Here is a 20,309-nt window from a genome sequence, read left to right as displayed (position 1 = left end):
ACAGCTGCCCTCCGGGCTGTGTCATGACTGCTTTCCCTTCCCCAACGGCCCACAATCAGTCGTCCTTGCGCCACGAAAGCATGGAAATATGCGCCCATGCTTCTGCTATCCCTGCCCTGTCCTGCCAAGAGATTCTCTGCTGCCCCGCTGCCCTCGTCGTGGCCATGTCCCTTTTTTCCACTGCGCGCCGGATTACCGCAAACGCCTAGCGATGGTTTCTGTGCCTCAGCCAAGCCGTTTTGGCAGGCAGGAGCGCTTTTTTTGCCCTTTCCAAGATGGTACTGAAAGAATCAAAAAAAAAATGAAAAAAAGTTTGCCGCCAATTGTGAATTATTTCTTCAATTGGTATGGCGTTCCAATCCGCATATACTGGTATCCTAGGTTGCCATTTATGTCACTTTGTGAAACTATGTACAGGCATGACTGAAAGATCAATCAATTCCGGGCTCTTGACGCCTCTCTAAAATATTTTTAGTGCTGTACCATGGAATTATTTCACCTCTAGAAATTCTATGCAACACACAGGAGGGAGGATTTAATCATGTCCCAGGAAAGGATCACAACGCTGTTAAATGAGAACCGCAGCTATCTTCCACCTGAGCACGGCAAAACTTCTGCATGGGTATGTGGGCCAGAAGAATATGACGCTCTCTGCAGCCGCGCACTGGAAGACCCCAACGACTTTTGGGGTGCGCGAGCATCGCAGTTGATCCATTGGTTCAAACGCTGGGACAAAGTGCTGGAAGCAGATGAGGTAAACCATAAATACAAGTGGTTTACAGGCGGCAAACTTAATGCCTCCTTTAACTGTATCGACAGGCATCTCATCTCTGGGCGGCGCAACAAGGCCGCGCTTATCTGGCAGGGCGAGAAGGAAACAGACGTTCGCTGCTACACCTACCAGATGCTCTATACCGAGGTGTGCCGCGTTGCGCATGCTTTGAGTTCGCTGCGCATCCGCAAGGGCGATCATGTGGCTTTGTACATGCCCATGATCCCGGAACTTTTTATCGCCATGCTGGCCTGCGCCCGCATTGGCGCCATCCACACGGCCATCTTTTCCGGCTATGCGGAGGGCGGCGTGCGCAGCCGTATTCAGGGTTGCAAGGCGCGCGTTGTCATCACGGCGGACGCAGCGGTGCGCGGCGGCAAGTTCAAGCCCCTCAAGGCCAATCTTGACCCCATCCTTGAAAAGTGCCCCTCGGTGGCGCACGTGGTTGTGGTCAAGCATGCCGGCATTGACGGCGTGAACATGCAGCGCAACCGCGATGTGTGGTGGCATGACCTGATCGATGACTTTACCCTTAACCCGGACTTTCCCTGCGAGCCCATGGATGCCAACGATACGCTCTTTCTGCTGCACACAAGCGGCAGTACGGGCAAGCCCACGGGCGTCATGCATTCTACTGGCGGCTACCTCACATACGCGGCGCACTCCACGCAGTGGTGCTTCGACATGCGCGACGACGATGTGTACTGGTGCACGGCGGATGCAGGCTGGATCACAGGTCACACCTATGGCGTGTACGGCCCGCTTTCACTTGGGGCCACCACGCTCATGTTTGAAGGCGTGCCCACATGGCCATACCCTGACCGCTACTGGCGCATTGTGGAGAACTTCCGGGTCAACATCTTCTATACCGCGCCCACGGTCATCCGCTCGCTCATGCGTATGAACGAGGCCTGGACAGAACGCTATGACCTCCGCAGCCTGCGCATTCTTGGCAGCGTGGGCGAACCCATCAACCCCGAGGCGTGGCATTGGTACCACAAGAACATCGGCGGCGGCGAGCTGCCCATCGTGGACACATGGTGGCAGACCGAAACCGGCGGCGCCATGATTGCCCCCATGCCCTATGCCACCAAGCTCAAACCGGGTTCGGCCTCCAAGCCCCTGCCCGGCATTGACGCTGCCGTTATTGGCACGGCCTCGCGTGACGGCGACGAAGCCGAAGCGGGCAGCAAGGCCGGGCATCTGGTCATCCGACGCCCCTGGCCCGGCATGATGCAGGGCGTATATAATGATGAAGAAAAGTACCAGTCCTACTTCTCACGCTTCGGCTGTTATTCGTCAGGCGATGCGGCAGAAGTTGATCAGGACGGCTACTTCTGGATTCTGGGACGCGTGGACGACTCCATCAACGTGTCGGGGCATCGGCTCTCCACGGCAGAAATTGAAGCCGTGCTGGCGGCCTGCCCCGAAGTTGGCGAAGCCGCCGTGGTGCCCATGCCCCACGCCCTCAAGGGCGAAGGCATCTACGCCTATGTGGTCACGCGGGATGAAGTGCCGTGGAGCGCGCAACTGCGCGTAAAACTGCGCGATGCCGTGCGCCGCGACATCGGCGCGCTTGCCAGCCCGGAATTCATCCAGTTTGTGGACGCCATGCCCAAGACCACCTCGGGCAAGATCATCCGCCGCATGCTGCGCAAGATCGCTGGCGACAGCTATGAAGACATCGGCGACACCACTTCGCTGGCAGAACCGGAAGTCATCGGCAAAATAATTGAAGGACACCGCAACCTTGTTGCAGGCAGGCACGAAACGGAAAGCGCCCCCGAAGGCGCTGCCGAGACCGCGCAGGTCTGATACTTCAGGTGCAGGGCTGCCCGGAGCGGCTTTGCACTCTAACCGGGGCGCACCCTCAACGTCCCGGCAAAACAGCACACCCCCGCAGATTGTGCCATCGCGGGGGTGTGCTGCTGTCTGATGTACAGCAAAGCCAGACTGGTAAAATGAGCATGGCCGCATGATCACGCAGGGTATTGAGGTATGTTCCGGGGCTGGCCTGCAAAAAAATTATCTGCGCGCCATATTACCGCCAGACCAGTGCCCGTGGCTGACTGCGGATTTACAGATTTCCCTGAGAGGCTCTGATTACTTTGCTGGTTGTTCCCGCCGGGAGTCGCCTTTCTGCGGGTCATGCGGGGCAGTATCTGCCGCCTGCACCGATTCATTTTGCGCCGATTCGTTCTGCACAGGTTCATCGGGCGATTGCGCCTCATCCGTCTTATCTGTTCCAGCCACAGCGCTCCAGCGCCCCAGCGTGTCGCGCATCCACGCCCACACAGCCCGGCTTTCTTCAGGCATGCACATGGAGGCAAGGCACAAGGCAATTACCAAAAGAGCAAGAGCCGCCAGCACCAGAGCCAGGGCCTGCGCCGCAAGGGCAAAGGCTGCCACAGCTACAAATATCGTCAGCAGCCACTTGCCTGTAAATGCGGCGCAGCGCGTACAGGCAGCGCGTACACTGTCAAGGGAAGCTTTCATTAAACAGCCTTGCGCCGAACCCACACGTGGCGGCTGGCCATCAAAGCCCAGGCAAGGCCCGCCAGCAGATGCAGCGGCTTGGGTCCGGACAGGCCGGAAGCAAGGCACACCCCTGCCACGCCCAGCATGGCCCGAACTTCGAGTTTTCGCTGCGAAATGCCCAGGATATTTCTTTTGTCGCCCCTGCTGCCCGAGGAAAATCCCCTGGTTGCAGCGCTGCTGTCACCGCGCTGGCTGCGCCACTGCTCACCCCGACGGGCGCGTGCCTCGGCGCGCAGCTCAGCAGCCACCTCAGCCTGAGGACGGGCCAGAACCGGCACGCTCTGCTCTAGCCGCTGGCACAGGCTGGCAACGTCCACACCCGGTTTGAGAATCAGCAGCATGGATTCAGAGCCGGGGCGCACCTCAAGCACGTCCTTCTCTTTGCCAAGCGTTTTCTGTACAGCGCTGCGCACGGCAACCTCACCCAGAGCAGGATGGCGCAAACGCGCCCGGCCTTCCATACTATGTGCTACATATTGAGGAAACATGGCCTCTCCTTGTTCCAGGGCTAAAGCCCTGATCTGCTATCAAATTTGAAAACGACTTTCTTTTCTCTTGACACAGAACCGTAATGAAGGCAAGGTTGATCCGTGGATTACAGCAAGGGTTACACACCCGGCCTGCTCATCCAGAACGGTTAAAAGCCATTGAACAAATTTGCCACCAGCATCAAACATAGAGAGTGCACGCATGAGCCAGATTGTCAATCTGCGTCAGATGCAAGTAGGACAGCAGGGAAAGATTGCAGCCGTTGAAGCCCTTGGCGAAATGAACCGCCGCATCCGCGACATGGGTCTTATCCCCGGCACCACGGTATCCATTGTAGGCCGCGCGCCTCTTAAGGATCCTGTCGCCTTGCGCCTTTCAGGCGTAACCATCTCCTTGCGCAACAGCGAAGCCGACTTCATCAAAGTTGACCTTTCCGGCGCGTCCAGCTAGCTTTTATCTAAGCATCCTACCCTGAAAATTTGCCAGTTTTACCGTCCGGTCGCAAGTGAGCGACCGGACGGAGGCTGGACTATTATCTCGATTCGGCCATCTGCCGCATGCTGGAATCGCTGACCGAATCTGGACACACACGAGCAAGGAGAAGGAAAATGAACGAAGGCATGAAGTGCGGATTGTGGTTTTTGGGCGGCGTTGCCCTTGGTGTGCTCGGCGCGGTGGCCGTTAGCAAGGGCAAGCTGGATTTCAAGCCCTTGGCCACTGACCTTTTGAGCCGCGGCATGGACGTAAAAGACGTCCTGCTGAGCAAGGTTGAAGCCATCAAGGAAGATGTGGAAGACCTCACCGCCGAGGCACGCCTTGCTGCGGAAAAACGCAAGACCACCAAGGATGCCGCCGAGGCCTAATCCCGCAGTTGTTTGCACCGCCTTTTCCGGTGCTGAAGCTGCCAGTGCCGCCCGAACATTCGGGCGGCACGCAAACTCTCCATCCTCCGCGCATGCAGAGGATCGTTCAGGACAGTGCGGCTCAGGCCGCCTCGCTTCAAGGAGCGCGCATGCGTTTTTTTATTGTTCATGAATTGCGTGGCATCACGACGCCAGAATCCGGCAGAATGCGCGTGCGCGCATCAAGCTGCCTTGGCGAGGGACGCATTGAGGCGTTGGCCGGAGCACTGACCTCGCTTGAGGGCATCACCGAAGTACGGGCCAACGCCCTGATCGGCAGCCTGCTGATTTTTTATGACAACGAAGAAACGCGCGTTACCGCTCTCACCCTACTGGTGGGCGCGGCCGATGCTGGCGGTCAGTTTGATATCCAGGGGCAGCACTACGAGAGTGCTCTTTCGCCCGGTCAGGGGTTTATGCCTCTGGTGCGCTATGTTTTTGTGCGCCCCTTTTTGCCGCTGGCACTGCGCGTATTCAACAGCGTTATGGGCGCGCTGCCCTTTTTGTTCAAAGGTCTGGGCGCGCTTTTGCGCGGCACCCTGAGCGTTGACGTTCTGGACGCTGCCGCCATTGGCGCGTCACTCATCATGGGCGACTTCCGCACGGTCAGCATGCTTACCCTGCTGCTGGGACTGGGCGAAACCCTTGAAGACTGGACAAGACGCCGCTCCATGGCTTCGCTGACCGAAAGCCTTGCCCTGAATGTGGAAAATGTCTGGCTGCTGGTAGACGGCACAGAAGTTTCCGTTCCCCTGGCGCAGGTGCGCGAGGGCGACCTTGTGGTTGTGCATGCTGGCGGCTCCATCCCGGTGGACGGCGAGGTTGCCGAAGGCTGCGGCCTTGTGAACCAGTCGTCCATGACTGGTGAACCCCTTGGCGTGCGCCGCACTGAGGGTGCTTCTGTATACGCCGGCACAGCCCTTGAAGAAGGGCGGCTTGTGATCCGCGCCCGCCATGTGGGTGATGGCACACGCCTGCGGCAGGTTGTGAAATTTATTGAAGAATCCGAATCGCTCAAGGCGGGTGTGCAGGGCAAATTTGAACGGCTGGCTGATCTGGCCGTGCCCTTTACCTTTGGCCTTGCCGGGCTGGTGTGGCTGATCACCCGCGATTTCCGCCGCGCATCTTCCGTGCTGCTGGTGGATTACTCGTGCGCCCTCAAGCTCGCCACGCCGCTGGCGGTGCTGGCCTCCATGCGCGAAGGCGCGCGCCACGGCATTGCCATCAAGGGCGGCCGTTACCTTGAGGCCCTGAGCGAAGCTGATACGCTGGTCTTTGATAAAACTGGCACCCTCACCCAGGCCAGCCCCAAGGTTGTGGAGGTCATCCCGGCCCCTGGCTTTGAGCGTGACGAAGTGCTGCGCATCATGGCCTGCCTTGAAGAACATTTTCCCCACCCTGTGGCCCGCGCCGTTGTGCGCAAGGCTGAGGAAGAAGGCCTGCAACACGCAGAGGAACACGCCCACGTGGAATACGTGGTGGCGCACGGCGTTGCCTCCACCCTGCACGGTAAAAAAATGCGGGTGGGAAGCCGCCACTACATTGAGCACGACGAAGGCGTTGACCTTTCGCCCCTTGCTGAAGCTATCGGCCAGCAGACCGAGCTTGGCCGTTCCCTGCTGTTCATGAGCGAGGACGGGCAGGCCGCCGGGCTGGTGTCCATTGAAGATCCCCTGCGGCCCGAGGCGGCACGTGTGGTTGAAGCCATGCGCGGCCTTGGCATGCGCCGGGTGCTCATGCTGACGGGCGATGACGAGCGCACGGCCAGAGCCGTAGCTGCACAGGTGGGCATTACGGAATTTCGGGCTCAGGTGCTGCCCACGGACAAAGCCCGCATTGTGCAGGAACTGGCGGCAGAAGGCTGCAAGGTGCTTATGGTGGGCGACGGCATCAACGATGCCCCTGCCCTGTCAGCAGCGCATGTGGGCGTTGCCATGAGCGACGGCACAGATCTGGCCCGCGAAGTTGCCAACGTACTGCTGACCCATCCCAGCCTTGAGGGGCTGATCAGCGCCCGCCTGCTGGGCAACCACACCCTGCGCCGCATTCACGGAAATTTTGTGGCCACAATGACCCTTAACAGCCTGTTCCTGATGGGAGGCCTGTTCATGGTGCTTGGGCCGGGAGTTTCCGCCCTGCTGCACAACCTGACCACCCTTGGCGTTGCCCTTAACGCCATGCGCCCCCACCTGCCGAAAAGCCTGCCCGGCGAGGAGTTCCATTATGAACGCCATCCATCTGCTTAGGTATGTGCGCAGTTTTGTAGACGGCAGGGTGCGCATACGCCATCCCGCCCTGCGGCACGAAAACGTGCTGCGGCTGGCCCGCGAAAAAATGAGCGCCATCAGCGGTGTTCATGCGGTGGAGGGCAACAGCGTCAGCGGCTCCATACTGATTACGTATGACAGCGTGGCAATCCCCCGCGAAAAGCTTTTTGCCATTGGCGAAGCCTGGGCGCGGTATCTTGATGCCGTCAACGCAGGCAAAGACAGCGCCATTCCTCAATTCTGAAAACAAACCCCGCAAGGGCTTAGCCTTGCGGGGTTTGTTGCACATGGTGGGGCGAGCCCCAAACATTTTAAGCCATTTTTACGCAATTCCCTTTTCCACCAGCCATTCTTCAAACCGGGCGAGGTGGGCCGCAAAACTTTTACGGCCATAGCCAATGCGGAAATACGGTTCCTTGATGCCGTATACTGAACCCGGCAACAACAAAACCCCTGCTTCATGAGCCAGCCTTTCGCAAAAATCCGCCACAGGCTCGCTGAGCCGTATGCGAGGAAAGCCAATGGGGCCAGCCTGAGGGCGGTTATAGGTAAAGAGGTGGGCATGGCGGGCAAAAAAAGCGTCTGCCGTCTTGAGGTTCTCGCTGATAATGCCCCGGTTTTTTGCCAGCAGATGCTCCCCATGCCGCAGAGCCACAAGGGCCAGTGCCTCTGAAGGCGTTGCCCCGCAAATGCTCAGATAGTTTTTGTAGCGCGCCACGTCTTCCATCAACGCGGTGTCCCGGCAGGCCAGCCACCCCACGCGCAAACCCGGCAGGCCATAGGCCTTGCTGAGCACGCCGAGTGAAATACCCTTTTCATACGCATCTGCAATCCAGGGCGCATTGTCTCCTGCCCGCTGCGCACCTGCGGTGGCCCCTGACTTTGCACTTTCCGGGTTCCAGCCCAATCCCCGGTAGACTTCATCGCAGAAAATCCAGGCTCCACGCTGGCGGGCCAGCTCGCACAACCTGCCGGTCTGTTCCCGGTTCAGGGTAAAGCCCGTGGGATTGTTCGGCGTATTGAGCACAATGGCCTTGGTGTCGGGCCGCAGCAGTGCGGCCAGTTCGTCCATATCACCCTGCCAGCCCTGCTCCGTCTGTCGCAGATGCCAGAAGTCCACTTGGCAGCCCATGCTTCGGGCCACCTCATACAAGGACTGATAGGCCGGGAACATACACACCACGTGGTCGCCCGGCTCAAGCAGGGAATTCATGCAGGCAAAAATGCCCTCCTGCGCGCCGGTAAACAGCACCACATTTTCTTCGGGCATGTTTGCGTACAGGCCCGCCACCGCGCGGCGAAGATCGGGCCTGCCGTTGTTTTCGCCATAGCCGAGGCTGGTATTCAAAAAATCCTGCCGGGCTGAGGCCGCATCCGGCTCCAACCCCAGCAGGGCATCTATACTCAAGGCCTCGCAGTCTGACTGCGCCAGAAGATATGGCGTGGAAAATTCGTATTTGCCAAAAAATACTTCAAGCTCAAATGCTGGAATACGCATGGTCTGCACCCGAATCCGGCCCGTACCCGGCCCGTGTCTGCCCTGTGACAGGGGGCGTTTCCACAGGGAACGCCCTGCCCGCTACTCAAGGCTGGTTGTGTAAAAACAGTAACCTCTCTTGCCAAGGCGCTTTGCCGTGTACATGGCCAGATCGCCCCGCCGCACCAGATCTTCGCGCGAAAGCCCCTGATCCTCAACCAGCGCAACGCCAATGCTGGCCGAAAGCCCCTGATATGCCTCGTGCGCGTCATACGCGTCAATCATGGCGGCCAGCAGATCGCTTGCGCAAGTGCGCAGGCTTTCTTCCGTACACCCTTCGGGCAGGTAAGCGGCAAACTCATCCCCGCCCAGGCGCGCGATCACAGCGCCCCGCAGGTGCTTGCGCAACAACTTGGCTGTCAGCATCAGGGCTTTGTCGCCGGTGTCGTGGCCGAACTTGTCGTTGACGTACTTGAAGTTGTCCAGATCCACATAGGCAAGCCCCGCGCCAAGAGGCAAGGCAACAGGTATCTGCCTGAAAAAATAATGGCGGTTGAAAAGACCCGTCAGTTCATCCGTATTGGCCCGCTCCTTGAGCCTCTTTTCAATCTGCCGCTGCCGGGTAACATCCCGATAGATGCAGATCATGCCGATCACATTGTTGAATATGTCGAGGATATTCTCCTCATACATATCAATAAAGCGCTCATGTCCGTCCACGGCTGACCGCATTTTGACGTGCTTTCCCTTACGGGCAAAGCCCAATCGCTCAATGGCCTTTTTGCGGAAAACCTCGCGCTTTTCGCCGATGATGTAATCCGTATCCGTGATGCCAAAGAGCTTTCTAAACCGGTCGTTAAAATTGACAATACGCCTGTCCGCGTCCAGAAGCATGACAGCATACGGGATACTTTGCAAAACAAGGTCAAGCTCCGCAGTCATGTTGGCAATATCGGTCACATCGCGGGCAATACCCACGGTTCCCATAACCCTGCCATCGGCATTGAACAGGGGGGCCTTGCGCGTCCTGAACTGGCGCATGCCCTGCGGAGCCTTGACCACTTCGTCAAACACCCCGACCTCGCGCGAGTTCATAACGATCTGATCCGTCTCAAGACAGACAAATTCGCCCTGCGCATATTCCTCCGGCTCAATATCCCATATAAAGTAATGCCCGCGCCCTTCAACAACCTCACGGCTCTTGCCCACAAGACGGCAAAAAGCTTCGTTCACCTTAACGTGCGCGCCCTTGGCATCCTTGAACCACACAAGGTCCGTGGTCAAATCAATGACCGTGTTCAGGTGCAGGTTTGTGAGGTCATGATCCCGGCGCTGGCGCACCGCATCCAGCAGGCGCGCCACGTGAAAGTCGTACAGGCTGGCGCTTGCGGGGCCAAGCCATACATCATCGAGCAGCGGCAGAGATTCTGCCTCCGGCTGGGCATCGCCCGCAAAGATGAAAAGGGCGTCAGGTCTGGCAGCGCGGCGCATGGCGGGCAGATGCCCAAGCCGGGACGCGTCCAGCAACACAATATCGGCCCCGGCGCATTGGGCCAGCGTGTCAGACTCGGGATTTTGCCCGGTACTGAATATGTGGGCAAAGCCGGGACGTGGCGCGGCAGCGCGCAACAAAGCCTCCAGCAAAGGATCGGAACTGAACAGCAGGATGTGCAGCGTGTGGTGGTACATGGCATTCCTCGCTGGATCATCAGGTGGGGGAATGACCATATCCTTTCCCAAATGCAGGCAAAGGACAATGGGGCTACGCAGAAAACTTACAGTTTAACTATGATTTCCTTACTCTGCCGCGCCACTGCCCGACGCCGTGTTTTGCGCCAGAGGTTGAAGCGGCGGCTCAGTCGATCAAGGCACAGATAGACCACCGGGGTCGTGTAGAGCGTCAGCAACTGGCTGACCAGCAGGCCGCCCACAATGGTGACGCCCAGAGGCTGACGGATTTCCGCGCCGTCGCCATGCCCAAGGGCCAGAGGCACAGCGCCAAGAATGGCCGCAGCCGTGGTCATCATAATGGGCCGGAAGCGCAGCATGCAGGCCTCAAAAATGGCTTTGTCCGGCGGCAGATTGCGCGTGCGCGAAGCCTCCAGAGCAAAGTCGATCATCATGATGGCGTTCTTTTTGACAATGCCGCAGAGCAGCAACACGCCGATAAGCGCAATAACGCTGAACTCCATGCCGCAGGCCATCAAGGCCAGCAAGGCCCCGCCGCCCGCCGAAGGCAGGGTTGAAAGAATGGTCAGCGGATGGATGAGGCTTTCGTAAAGCATACCCAGCACGATATACAGCGCGGCCAGAGCCGCCAGCACCAGCACAACCTGATTGCCCGCGGTATCGCTGAACATTTTTGCCGTGCCCTGAAAGCCGCTCACCACAGAAGACGGCATGGCAAGCTCCGCCTTGATGGCAGCCAGGGCCTCTTGCGCCTGAGAAAGCGACACGCCGGGCGCAAGGTTGAAAGAGATGGTCACTGCGGCAAACTGCCCCTGATGCGCCACAGAAAGAGGCGCAAAAGCGGGAACCACAGTGGCGACGCTGAGCAGCGGCACAAGACCGTTGGCGCCCGGCAGGCGCACCTTGCCAAGGGCATCGGCCCCGGCCAGCCAGTCCGGCCCGTATTCCAGCACCACATGATACTGGTTTTTATCCTGATAGATAGTCGATGCCTGACTTTGCCCAAAGGCATTGCCAAGGGCGGCGTCCACATCCTTCATGCTCAGGCCGTAGCGGGCCAGGGCGTCACGATCCACCTTGACCAGCGTTTCAAGGCCGCGCTCCTCAATATCGCTGTCCACATCCTTGAACAGGGGGTTGGCGGCCATAGCCCTTTGCAACTTGCGCCCCCATGAGCGCAGATCATCCAGATTATCGGCCTGCAAGGTATACTGGTACTGCGAGCGCGAGCCGCGCCCGCCCATCATGATATCCTGAGCCGGTTGCAAAAAAATCTGCAAGCCCGGCTCCGCAGCCAGCTTGGCGCGCAGCCGCCCGATGACGCCCATGGCGTCTATCTTGCGCTCCGGCAAGGGCTTGAGGGCTATGAACACCCCACCGCCGCCGCGCCCGCCGTTGATATGGCCCGAAACGTGCTGCACGGCTGGATCGGCTTTGATAACGCCGATGAGCTTGCGCAGCTTTTCCTGCATGGCCTGGAACGAAGCGCTCTGGTCGGCACGTATGCCGCCCATGATGACGCCTGTATCCTGCTGCGGGAAAAATCCTTTTGGCACAACCACGTACATCCACACATTGGCAGCAATGACCACCAACAGCGAGCAGATGGTCAGGCGCGGGTGGCGCAGCACCACGGGCAGGGTTGCGGCATACCCCTGTTGCATGCCGGAGAGCATGCGCCCCCAGAAATCGCCCACGCGGGCAAGCAACCGCCTCCACCAGCCCACAACCCCGCCAGCGCCCATCCGGGCAGCCTGATCCGCTGCGGCCTCCTCATGGGCCTTGGAGCGCAGCAGGCGGGCGCTCATCATGGGCGTTGTGGTCAGCGAAACAACCATGGAAACCAGCACGGCAGTGGTGAGAACCACAGAAAATTCTCGGAACAGCCGTCCCACCAACCCACCCATGAACAGAATGGGCGTGAATACCGCCACCAGCGAAATGGAGATGGAAACGACGGTAAAACCCACCTCGCGAGCGCCGCGCAGGGCGGCGCGCAGGGGTGTTTCGCCCATTTCCAGCCGCCGCACGATATTTTCAAGCACCACGATGGCGTCGTCCACCACAAAGCCAGTGGAAACCGTCAGGGCCATGAGGGAAAGATTATCCAGACTATACCCGCACAAGTACATGACGCCAAAGGTCGCCAGCAAGGACACGGGAGCCGCCACCGCCGGAATGGCCGTGGCCCTGCCGTTGCGTAAAAACAGAAACGTCACCAGCACCACCAGGGCCATGGAAAGCGCCAGGCTTTTTTCCACTTCGCGCAGCGAGGCGCGGATGGTCAGCGAGCGGTCAAGCCTCTGCCCCAGATCAGCACTCTCCGGCAGCCATGAGCGCAACTGCGGCAGCATTTCTTTTACCTGATCAACTGTCTCAATAATGTTGGCCCCGGGCGAACGGAACACAATCAGCAGCACCGCCGGTTTGCCGTCAGATACTGCCATGGCGCGCACGTCTTCCGGCCCGTCCTTGACCTCGGCGACATCGGAAAGCCGTACGGTTTTATCCCCCCTGCGGGCAACAATGAGAGATTTGTAGTCTTCAGACTTGCGCAACTGGTCGCTGGCCCCGATCAGCCAGAACTGACCGCCGCTCTCCACCTGCCCCTTGGGCATGAAGGCGTTGGCAGCCGCCAGGGCGGTGCGCACATCGCTCATGGTCAGGCCAGCGCGGTTGAGCGCATCGGGGATCACGTCCACCCGCACGGCGGGCAGCGCGCCGCCGCCCACAATGACCTCGCCAACGCCCGGCAGTTGCGAAATTTTCTGCGCAAGCACGGTGGAGGCCGCATCGTACAACTGGGTGCGGGTCAGCACGTCAGAGGTAATGGCCAGAATCATGATGGGCGCGCCCGCCGGATTCACCTTACGGTAGGTAGGGTTGGAGGGCATGGTAGGCAGATTGGAGCGGGCGGCGTTGATGGACGACTGCACGTCTCTGGCCGCGCCATCAATGTTTCTGTCAAGGTCGAACTGAAGGATGACTTCCGTATTGGACAATGTGCTACTGGAGGTCATTTCCGTGACCCCGGCAATGCGCCCAAGCGAACGTTCAAGGGGGGTGGCCACCGTGGCGGCCATGGTTTCCGGCCCTGCGCCGGGCAGCTTGGCGCGCACGATCACCACGGGAAAATCCACCTGCGGCAAGGGAGCCACGGGCAACAGGCCAAAAGCCACTATGCCCGCAAGGGCAATGGCAAATGTCAGCAAGGCTGTGGCTACAGGCCGCCGGATGAAAGGAGCGGAAAGATTGGCTGGCAGCGCCTCAGGGCCAAAACGGTGCCTGCGGCCCTGTTCCAGCAGGGCTTTGAGCCTGCTCGCACGGCCAGGGCGGGCATGTCCCTCCGGCCTGACCGGGGTGGCGGCATTGTCGGCCTGTTCAGCAGAACGGCCTTGCAGAGGCGGATTTTCCGCGTCTTGCCGGTCTGTACTCATGGCCGGGCCTCTTGCGGTGACTTGCTCCGGGCTCCGGTTCCTTCCTGCCCTGCCCCGCTGGCTGCCTTATGGCCCTTGAAGCGACGGCTCACGCGGTCAAACCACAGATAGATGACAGGCGTTGTGAACAGGGTGAGCGCCTGGCTGAAAATAAGCCCGCCCACCATGGTCACGCCCAGTGGACGCCGCAGTTCCGCGCCCATGCCCCAGCCGACCATGAGGGGCAGTGCGCCCAGCAGGGCCGCCATTGTGGTCATGAGGATGGGCCGCAGACGCAGCAGGCAGGCCTGACGAATGGCGGCAAGCGGCTCCTTGCCTTCGTTGCGTTCTGCATCCAGCGCAAAGTCGATCATCATGATGGCGTTTTTCTTGACGATGCCGATGAGCAGGATGATGCCGATGATGCCCACCACGCCAAGATCCATATCTGCCAGTATCAGGGCCAGCAGCGCCCCCACGCCCGCAGACGGCAGGGTGGAAAGAATGGTGACGGGGTGAACGTAACTTTCGTAGAGCACGCCCAGCACGATATACATGGTGATAATCGCGGCCAGAATAAGCCAGACCTGATTGTCCGTAGATGTGGTGAAGGCCTTGGCCGCGCCCTGCAACTGGGTGCGCAGGGCCGTGGGCAGCTCCAGTTCTTTTTCGGTTTCTTCCACAGCTTTGACCGCCGCGCCCAGCGAAGAGCCGCGCGCCACGTTGAAAGAAATGGTCGCCACAGGGAACTGCCCCTGACGCGCAATGGAGAGCCGCACAGGGCGCTCCTCAAGCGTTGCCAGGCTTGTGAGCGGCACGGGTTTGCCGTCGCCGCCCGTAACATAGATATTTTCAATGGACTGCGGCCCCAGGCGGAAACGTGGGGCGGTTTCAAGCACGACCTTGTACTGGTTGGTCTGCGTGAAAATGGTTGAAATCAGCCGCTGCCCAAGGGCGTCGTACAGGGCGTTGTCAATGGTCGACATGCTTATGCCAAGGCGGCCAGCGGCGTCACGGTTAATGTTCAGCCATGCCATGCGACCCGGATTCTGGTAGTCGCTGGTGACCATTTCAAGCTCTGGCCGCTGGGAAAGAGCATTCACAATGCGCGGCAACCAGTGATCCAGCTGATCCCTGTCCAGCGCTTCTATTGAAAACTGGTACTGGGTGCGCGAAATACGGTCTTCAATGGTCAGGTCCTGCACAGGCTGCAAATACAGGGTCATGCCGGGCAGGGCGGTGGATTTTTCCATAATGCGGCGCGCTATGGCTGGCGCGCGGGCATCGCGGTCTTCCAGCGGCTTCAGTTCCACCGAAAGGCGCGAGGTGCCCATGCTCTGGTTGACGCCGTCCACACCCACAAAAAACACCACGCTCTCCACCGCCGGGTCTTGCAGTATGAGGTCGGCCAGTTGGCGTTGCCGCCCTGCCATGGCCTCAAAGGACGTATCCTGCGGCGCTTCGGCCATCCCCTGAATGACGCCCGTATCCTGCACGGGGAAAAATCCTTTGGGTACGCCAATATACAGCAGAACCGTGAGTACCAGCGTACCCACTGCCACTGCCAGGGTCAGGCTCTGGTGTTGCAGTACCCAGTCGAGTTTTTCTTCATACCAGGCGAGCAGACGAGTAAAAAAGCTGCCGTCTCCTTGCTGCGAGTGGTTACCGTCATGTTGCTCGGGCCGCAGCATGACGGCGCAGAGCATGGGTGTGAGCGTGAGCGAAATAACCGCAGAAATAAGAATGGTCACGGCCAGGGTTACCGCAAATTCGCGGAACAGCCGCCCCACCACATCTCCCATGAACAACAGGGGAATAAGCACCGCCACCAGCGAAATGGTCAGCGAAATAATGGTAAAGCCTATCTGCCCTGCCCCGGTCAGAGCGGCCTGCACGGGTTTTTGCCCCTGCTCCAGATAGCGCGAGATATTTTCAATCACCACAATGGCGTCATCCACCACAAAGCCGGTGGCGATAACCAGAGCCATGAGCGTGAGGTTGTTCAGCGAGTACCCGGCAAGATGCATGACGCCAAGGGTGCCCACCAGCGAAAGAGGCACAGCCAGAGCAGGAATAATGGTGGCTCTGGCATTGCGCAAAAACAGCCAGATGACCCAGATCACCAGCGCCACAGCCAGCAGCAGTTCAAGCTGCACATCGTGTACTGTGGCGCGGATGGTTGTGGTGCGGTCCGTAACCACGCGCACGTCCACATTGCCGGGCAAGGTCTGTTTGAGAACGGGCAGAAGCCGCAAAACCCTGTCCGCAACGTCTATGACGTTGGCTCCTGGCTGGCGCTGCACCGAGAGCACTATAGCAGGCCGAAAGCTCATGCCCTCCCCTGCCACATAGGCTGCAAGGCGGGCGTTCTCGGCACCCTCCACCACTTCGGCCACATCGCGCAGGCGCAGTGGGCCGCCGTCCTTGTAACCGATGATGGCTTCGGCATAGGCATCGGCAGAAGCAAGCTGGTCGTTGGCATCAATGGTGCTGGCCCGTTCCGGGCCGTCAAAGCTGCCCTTGGCGTTGTTGACGTTGGCCTTGGAAATGGCCGTGCGCACATCCGCCAGGGTAAGGCCCGCGTTGGCCAGCGCCTTGGGGTTCACCTGTACCCGCACAGCGGGGCGCTGCCCGCCAGAAAGAGTCACAAGGCCCACGCCGGGCAGTTGCGAAATTTTCTGAGCCATGCGTGTGTCTACCAGGTCTTCCAACCGGGTGAGGGGCATGGCGTCGCTGGTGACGGCAAGGGTGATAACCGGGGGATCAGCCGGATTGACCTTGTTGTAAATGGGCGGCGAAGGCAGATCGCTGGGCAGCAGGTTATTTGCGGCGTTGATAGCCGCCTGCACTTCCTGCTCGGCCACATCCAGGGGCAAGGTGAGGTCGAATTGCAGGGTCACCACCGAGGCGCCGGCGGAGGAAAGGGAACTCATCTGCACAAGGCCGGGCATGAGGCCAAACTGGCGCTCAAGGGGGGCCGTGATGACAGAGGCCATAACATCAGGCGATGCGCCGGGATAGAGCGTCTGGACCTGAATGGTGGGGTAATCTATCTGCGGCAGGGCCGCCACGGGCAAATAGCGGTAACCCAGCAGCCCTGAAAGAAACAGGGCCACCATGAGCAGCGAGGTGGCGATGGGCCGTAAAATGAATATGCGCGATAGGTTCATATGGAGGATGCTCCCCCTTGCGGGAAGGGGTGGAAGACACGGAGGGCACTCCGGCAAAGCCGGGATGCTATTCCGCAGGCTGTGCCTTGGGAGTTTCTGCGGTGGCCGTAATTTTCACTTCAATACCATCCCGCAGGCGGTCAAGACCGTCTACCACCACCTGTTCGCCCGGTTCAAGGCCCTTATCAATAACCGTCAGGGCGTCCGTGGCAATGCCGGGGGTTACAGGCCGCACCGTTACGGCATCCTGCCCCTTGCCATTCTTGGCCGCCACATAGACGTAAGCCCCGCGCGACCCCAGCTGCACCGCCGAGGTGGGTACTGTGACGGCATTTTTAATGACGCGCACCTGCAAACGGGCGTTAACGAACTGGTTGGGGTACAATGCCCCTTCAGTGTTGGGAAAACGCGCCTTGAGCTTTACCGTGCCGGTGGAAAGATCAATCTGGTTGTCCAGCGAAAGCAGCCCGCCCACATCAAGCAGATGTTTCTGCTCTCTATCCCAGGCCTGAACAGGCAAGGGGCGGCGGTCAACGTCATCTTCGTGAGCACGCAGAGCCTGCACGACCAGCGGCACCTGACTTTCCGGCAAGGTGAACACGACATCACAGGGGCTGACCTCGGTAATGCGTACAATGCCGGATGTGTCCGAGGCTTTTATCATGTTGCCTTCGTCCACATTGCGCAGGCCCAGGCGGCCCGATGTGGGGGCCGTGATGCGGCTGTAGCTCAACTGAAGGGCGGCGGAATCCACAGCGGCCTTGTCGGCCTCTACCGTGCCCTCATACTGGCGCACAAGGGCGCGCTGGGTTTCAAACTGCTGTGTCGCAATAAAATTGCCCTCCGCAAGCTTGGCATAGCGGGCCAGATCCTTGCGGGCATTGTCCAGCTGGGCCTGATCCTTGGCAAGAGTTCCGCGCGCCTGATCCAGCGTGGCCTGAAAGGGCCTGGGGTCGATCTCCGCCAGCAGGTCGCCAGCCTTGACCCGCTGGCCTTCCTTGAAATGCAGGCGTTGCAACTGGCCGTCCACACGGCTGGTCACAAGCACGTCACTGGAGGGCAGCACCGTGCCCAAGCCATTGAGAAAATGGGGAACATCCTGAGCAAGAGCGGCGGCAACCCGCACGGGCGGCGTATCCATACCCATGCCGCGGCGCGCCTGATTGCCGCTGAAAAATAAACGCCAGCACAGCAGCGCAACCAATGCCAGCAGCAACAGCAGCACCCATCGGCGCTTGCCTGAAAACAAACCGGAAGCAGAAACCATGCTCTGCCGAGATTGAAGACCGGGCATTATATGTCAACTCCATGAGATATCTGAGGAAAGATCACACGAAAGACAGCTTCGCCGTCTGCCGGATCTGAAACCATATCAAGCCGCCAGCCAAGCCTTTCGCAGGCTCTGAGCGCCAGCGAAAGACCAAGGCCACTGCCGCTGACTGCCTTTTGGGTACAGCGCACACCCCTGGCAAAAATATCAACACCGGGGGGGATACACCCGCGATTGCGAACAAGCAGTTCTCCCTGACAAAGGGAAACACTGGCGCGCCCATTTTCAGTATACTGGCAGGCATTGTCCAGCAGATTGTTGAACACGATCGCCGCCAGTTCTTTTTGCCCACGGGCCAGTACAGTGGGGGCGATATCAGCCTGCAAAGCTACAGGCTGGCGCTGTTCCGGGCCTCGCCCATGCGCTTTTTTGCCAGCGATGCGTGGCGCGGCCACCGTGGCAGTTTCAAGGGAGGGGGCATCACCACCTGAAAAAGACGGTTGAGACGGTGTATCAGCAAGGCCCGAGGCAAATTCAGAGGGCAAGTCAGAAATAATATCAAGAGCGGCATCGGGCAAGCGGTCAGATGCAGAAGAGCAATGCAACAGGCCATCCCCTTCCATTTCCCGCACTATTCCCCACAGCAAAGCGCTGCAATCCAGCGTTTGAAATTCTATTTCTTCAGGGCGGCGGGCCAGCATCAGCAAGGTGCGCACGGTATTGGACATACGTGCCGTGGTGCGCAACAGCCGCTGCACCACAGGGGCGAGGCTTTCAGCCTGCGGCAGCTTTTGCAGTTGCAGTTCAAGAATTTCAAGGCCGCCCTGCATGACGGTTAGCGGCGTACGCAGCTCGTGGCTCACATCACCCGTGAAGTTGCTTTCGCGCAGAACAAACCGTTGCAGGGCTTCTTCGCGCGCAGCAATGGCCCGCGCCAATACGCCCACCTCGTCATCAAGACCGGTCAGCGGAATAGGAGCCAAGCCGTCCGGCGTTTCCTGCGCATTGGCCTGCATGCGCTCCGGGGGTCGGCTTTCCACCGCAGTGGTGAGCCTGCTGAGAGGCCCGGTAAGGCGGCGGCTCAGCACAACCGCCAGCCCCACAGCCAGCGCAAGACCGCTGACGGCGCAGAGCAGCAAAATACGGTTCAGACGCTGTTTCAGGGCCAGAAAGGCACCCGTTCCGCCAGTGAGCACATAGATGACGTCATCCCTGCGCTCAATAAGAATAAATTCTTCCATGTGGTTGATGAAGTGCAGGCCGTCTGGCATCTCCTGCCACTGCTGCGGAACCTGCTTGCCCACAAGAAAACGCCAGTGCATGACCACGGCAAGGTCTTCGCCGTAATAGAGGTTGCCGCCGCCGTTGTCTTCGGCTTCCCAGGCGCGTTTTTCTGCCTCAATAAAGGCTTCCATCACTGGCCTTGCGTGCCAGCCCACAAGATAGGTTGCCAGCGAATCAAAGGAAAGCCGCCCCACTATGCCCAGGGCCGCGCTCATGATCAGGGCCAGAAACACAAAAGCCGCCAGCAGACGACGGCGGATGCTGGTTCTGCGGCGGGGTGCGGCTACGTAGCTGCCTGCGAGCGGGGGGTCTGGCCGGGGCATCAATCGTTGTCTCCGGGGTCGGTACTCAGACGATAGCCCACATGCGGCACGGTGTGCAGCAGGGACTCGGCAAAGGGTTTATCCAGTTCGCGCCGTAGCTCATGAATATGGGTGCGCAGGGCGCTGCCTTCCGGCGGGTCGTCCCCCCAGAGGGCGTGCTCCAGGTCTTCGCGCCGCACAAGGCCGGGCGCAACGCGCATCAGTTCATCAAGAATGCGAAAACCCGTGGGGCTCAGGCGCAGGCGGCGGCCCTGCCGCTCGGCCCAGTGCTCGCCCGAATTAAATGTCAGATCCGCATATGTCCACACAGCCCCGCCATCGGCGCTATTGCCGGAAGACATGCGCCCACGCCGCAGCAGGGCGCGTATGCGGGCCTCAAGTTCCTTAAGCGCAAAGGGTTTGACGAGGTAATCATCAGCCCCGGCTTCAAGCCCCTGTACCCGGTCTGCCACGGCATCCCTGGCTGTGAGCATGATGATGGGAGTGAGTTTGTGGTGCTTGTCGCGCAATTCGCGGCACAGGCTTATGCCGTCAATGCCGGGCAGCATTATGTCCAGCACGATGCAGTCAAAGTGCTGGTCAATCGCCATGGCAAGGCCCGTTCTGCCGTTGCGCGCGCAGTCAAGCTCATAGCCCAGCGGTTCCAGAAAGGCATAGAGGTTGGCGAGAATATCCTCGTTGTCCTCCACAAGCAAAAGGGCAACGGCCATTG

The 20,309-nt window shown here is 59.6% G+C and carries 14 protein-coding genes; 5 read left to right on the top strand and 9 right to left on the bottom strand.

Translation table 11 applies throughout. The features are described 5' to 3' along the window. Window positions 1–541 precede the first annotated feature (541 nt). On the top strand, window positions 542–2,587 hold the full coding sequence (gene acs / locus NE637_RS09530) for an acetate--CoA ligase (RefSeq protein ID WP_192113632.1): 2,046 nt from the start codon (window positions 542–544) through the stop codon (window positions 2,585–2,587). A gap of 288 nt (window positions 2,588–2,875) precedes the next feature. On the opposite strand, the gene NE637_RS09525 is transcribed toward acs, so the two are convergent. Then, a complete protein-coding gene (locus tag NE637_RS09525; RefSeq protein ID WP_227118747.1) occupies window positions 2,876–3,268 on the bottom strand; it encodes a hypothetical protein in 393 nt (130 codons plus the stop codon). Next, window positions 3,268–3,798, bottom strand: a complete 531-nt coding sequence (locus NE637_RS09520; RefSeq protein WP_227118746.1) for a hypothetical protein — start codon at window positions 3,796–3,798, stop codon at window positions 3,268–3,270. The genes NE637_RS09525 and NE637_RS09520 overlap by 1 nt, the downstream gene beginning before the upstream one ends. 202 nt (window positions 3,799–4,000) lie before the next feature. On the opposite strand from NE637_RS09520, the gene NE637_RS09515 reads away from it, so the two are divergent. The 4 genes from NE637_RS09515 to NE637_RS09500 all read left to right on the top strand — a co-directional run bounded on the left by NE637_RS09515 (window position 4,001) and on the right by NE637_RS09500 (window position 7,212). Continuing rightward, window positions 4,001–4,249 carry a FeoA family protein gene (locus NE637_RS09515; protein WP_022658134.1) on the top strand — a complete coding sequence of 83 codons (249 nt, stop codon included), beginning with the start codon at window positions 4,001–4,003 and terminating at the stop codon, window positions 4,247–4,249. Between the two features lie 158 nt (window positions 4,250–4,407). Beyond that, window positions 4,408–4,662, top strand: coding sequence for a hypothetical protein (locus tag NE637_RS09510; RefSeq protein ID WP_227118745.1), 255 nt, complete (start codon window positions 4,408–4,410; stop codon window positions 4,660–4,662). A 149-nt stretch (window positions 4,663–4,811) separates the two neighbouring features. Then, window positions 4,812–6,947, top strand: a complete 2,136-nt coding sequence (locus NE637_RS09505; protein WP_215647148.1) for a heavy metal translocating P-type ATPase — start codon at window positions 4,812–4,814, stop codon at window positions 6,945–6,947. Next, on the top strand, window positions 6,925–7,212 hold the full coding sequence (locus NE637_RS09500; RefSeq protein ID WP_192113637.1) for an HMA2 domain-containing protein: 288 nt from the start codon (window positions 6,925–6,927) through the stop codon (window positions 7,210–7,212). Before NE637_RS09505 ends, NE637_RS09500 begins: the two co-directional genes overlap by 23 nt. A 78-nt stretch (window positions 7,213–7,290) precedes the next feature. On the opposite strand, the gene NE637_RS09495 is transcribed toward NE637_RS09500, so the two are convergent. The 7 genes from NE637_RS09495 to NE637_RS09465 form a co-directional block, all read right to left on the bottom strand. Further along, entirely contained in the window at window positions 7,291–8,466 is a 1,176-nt protein-coding gene (locus NE637_RS09495) for an aminotransferase class I/II-fold pyridoxal phosphate-dependent enzyme (RefSeq protein WP_192113638.1), read from the bottom strand. Window positions 8,467–8,547: 81 nt separating this feature from the next. Then, window positions 8,548–10,173, bottom strand: coding sequence for a diguanylate cyclase (locus tag NE637_RS09490; protein WP_192113639.1), 1,626 nt, complete (start codon window positions 10,171–10,173; stop codon window positions 8,548–8,550). Between the two features lie 47 nt (window positions 10,174–10,220). Next, a complete protein-coding gene (locus NE637_RS09485) occupies window positions 10,221–13,571 on the bottom strand; it encodes an efflux RND transporter permease subunit (protein ID WP_227118744.1) in 3,351 nt (1,116 codons plus the stop codon). Further along, the gene (locus NE637_RS09480) at window positions 13,568–16,720 is read right to left on the bottom strand and encodes an MdtB/MuxB family multidrug efflux RND transporter permease subunit (protein ID WP_227118743.1); all 3,153 of its coding nucleotides are present in this window, start codon (window positions 16,718–16,720) and stop codon (window positions 13,568–13,570) included. Before NE637_RS09480 ends, NE637_RS09485 begins: the two co-directional genes overlap by 4 nt. A 67-nt stretch (window positions 16,721–16,787) precedes the next feature. After that, window positions 16,788–18,014, bottom strand: a complete 1,227-nt coding sequence (locus NE637_RS09475) for an MdtA/MuxA family multidrug efflux RND transporter periplasmic adaptor subunit (protein ID WP_275161611.1) — start codon at window positions 18,012–18,014, stop codon at window positions 16,788–16,790. Then, window positions 18,014–19,597, bottom strand: coding sequence for a sensor histidine kinase (locus tag NE637_RS09470; RefSeq protein WP_227118742.1), 1,584 nt, complete (start codon window positions 19,595–19,597; stop codon window positions 18,014–18,016). The genes NE637_RS09475 and NE637_RS09470 overlap by 1 nt, the downstream gene beginning before the upstream one ends. Further along, on the bottom strand, window positions 19,597–20,307 hold the full coding sequence (locus tag NE637_RS09465; RefSeq protein ID WP_192113642.1) for a response regulator transcription factor: 711 nt from the start codon (window positions 20,305–20,307) through the stop codon (window positions 19,597–19,599). The genes NE637_RS09470 and NE637_RS09465 overlap by 1 nt, the downstream gene beginning before the upstream one ends. Between the last annotated feature and the right edge of the window lie 2 nt (window positions 20,308–20,309).

This window comes from Desulfovibrio desulfuricans, assembly GCF_024460775.1.
In the GTDB taxonomy this organism is placed as follows: Bacteria; Desulfobacterota; Desulfovibrionia; order Desulfovibrionales; family Desulfovibrionaceae; genus Desulfovibrio; species Desulfovibrio desulfuricans_E.
The sequence above is the reverse complement of the archived record's forward strand: the minus strand, read 5'-3'. Positions and strand labels throughout refer to the sequence as shown.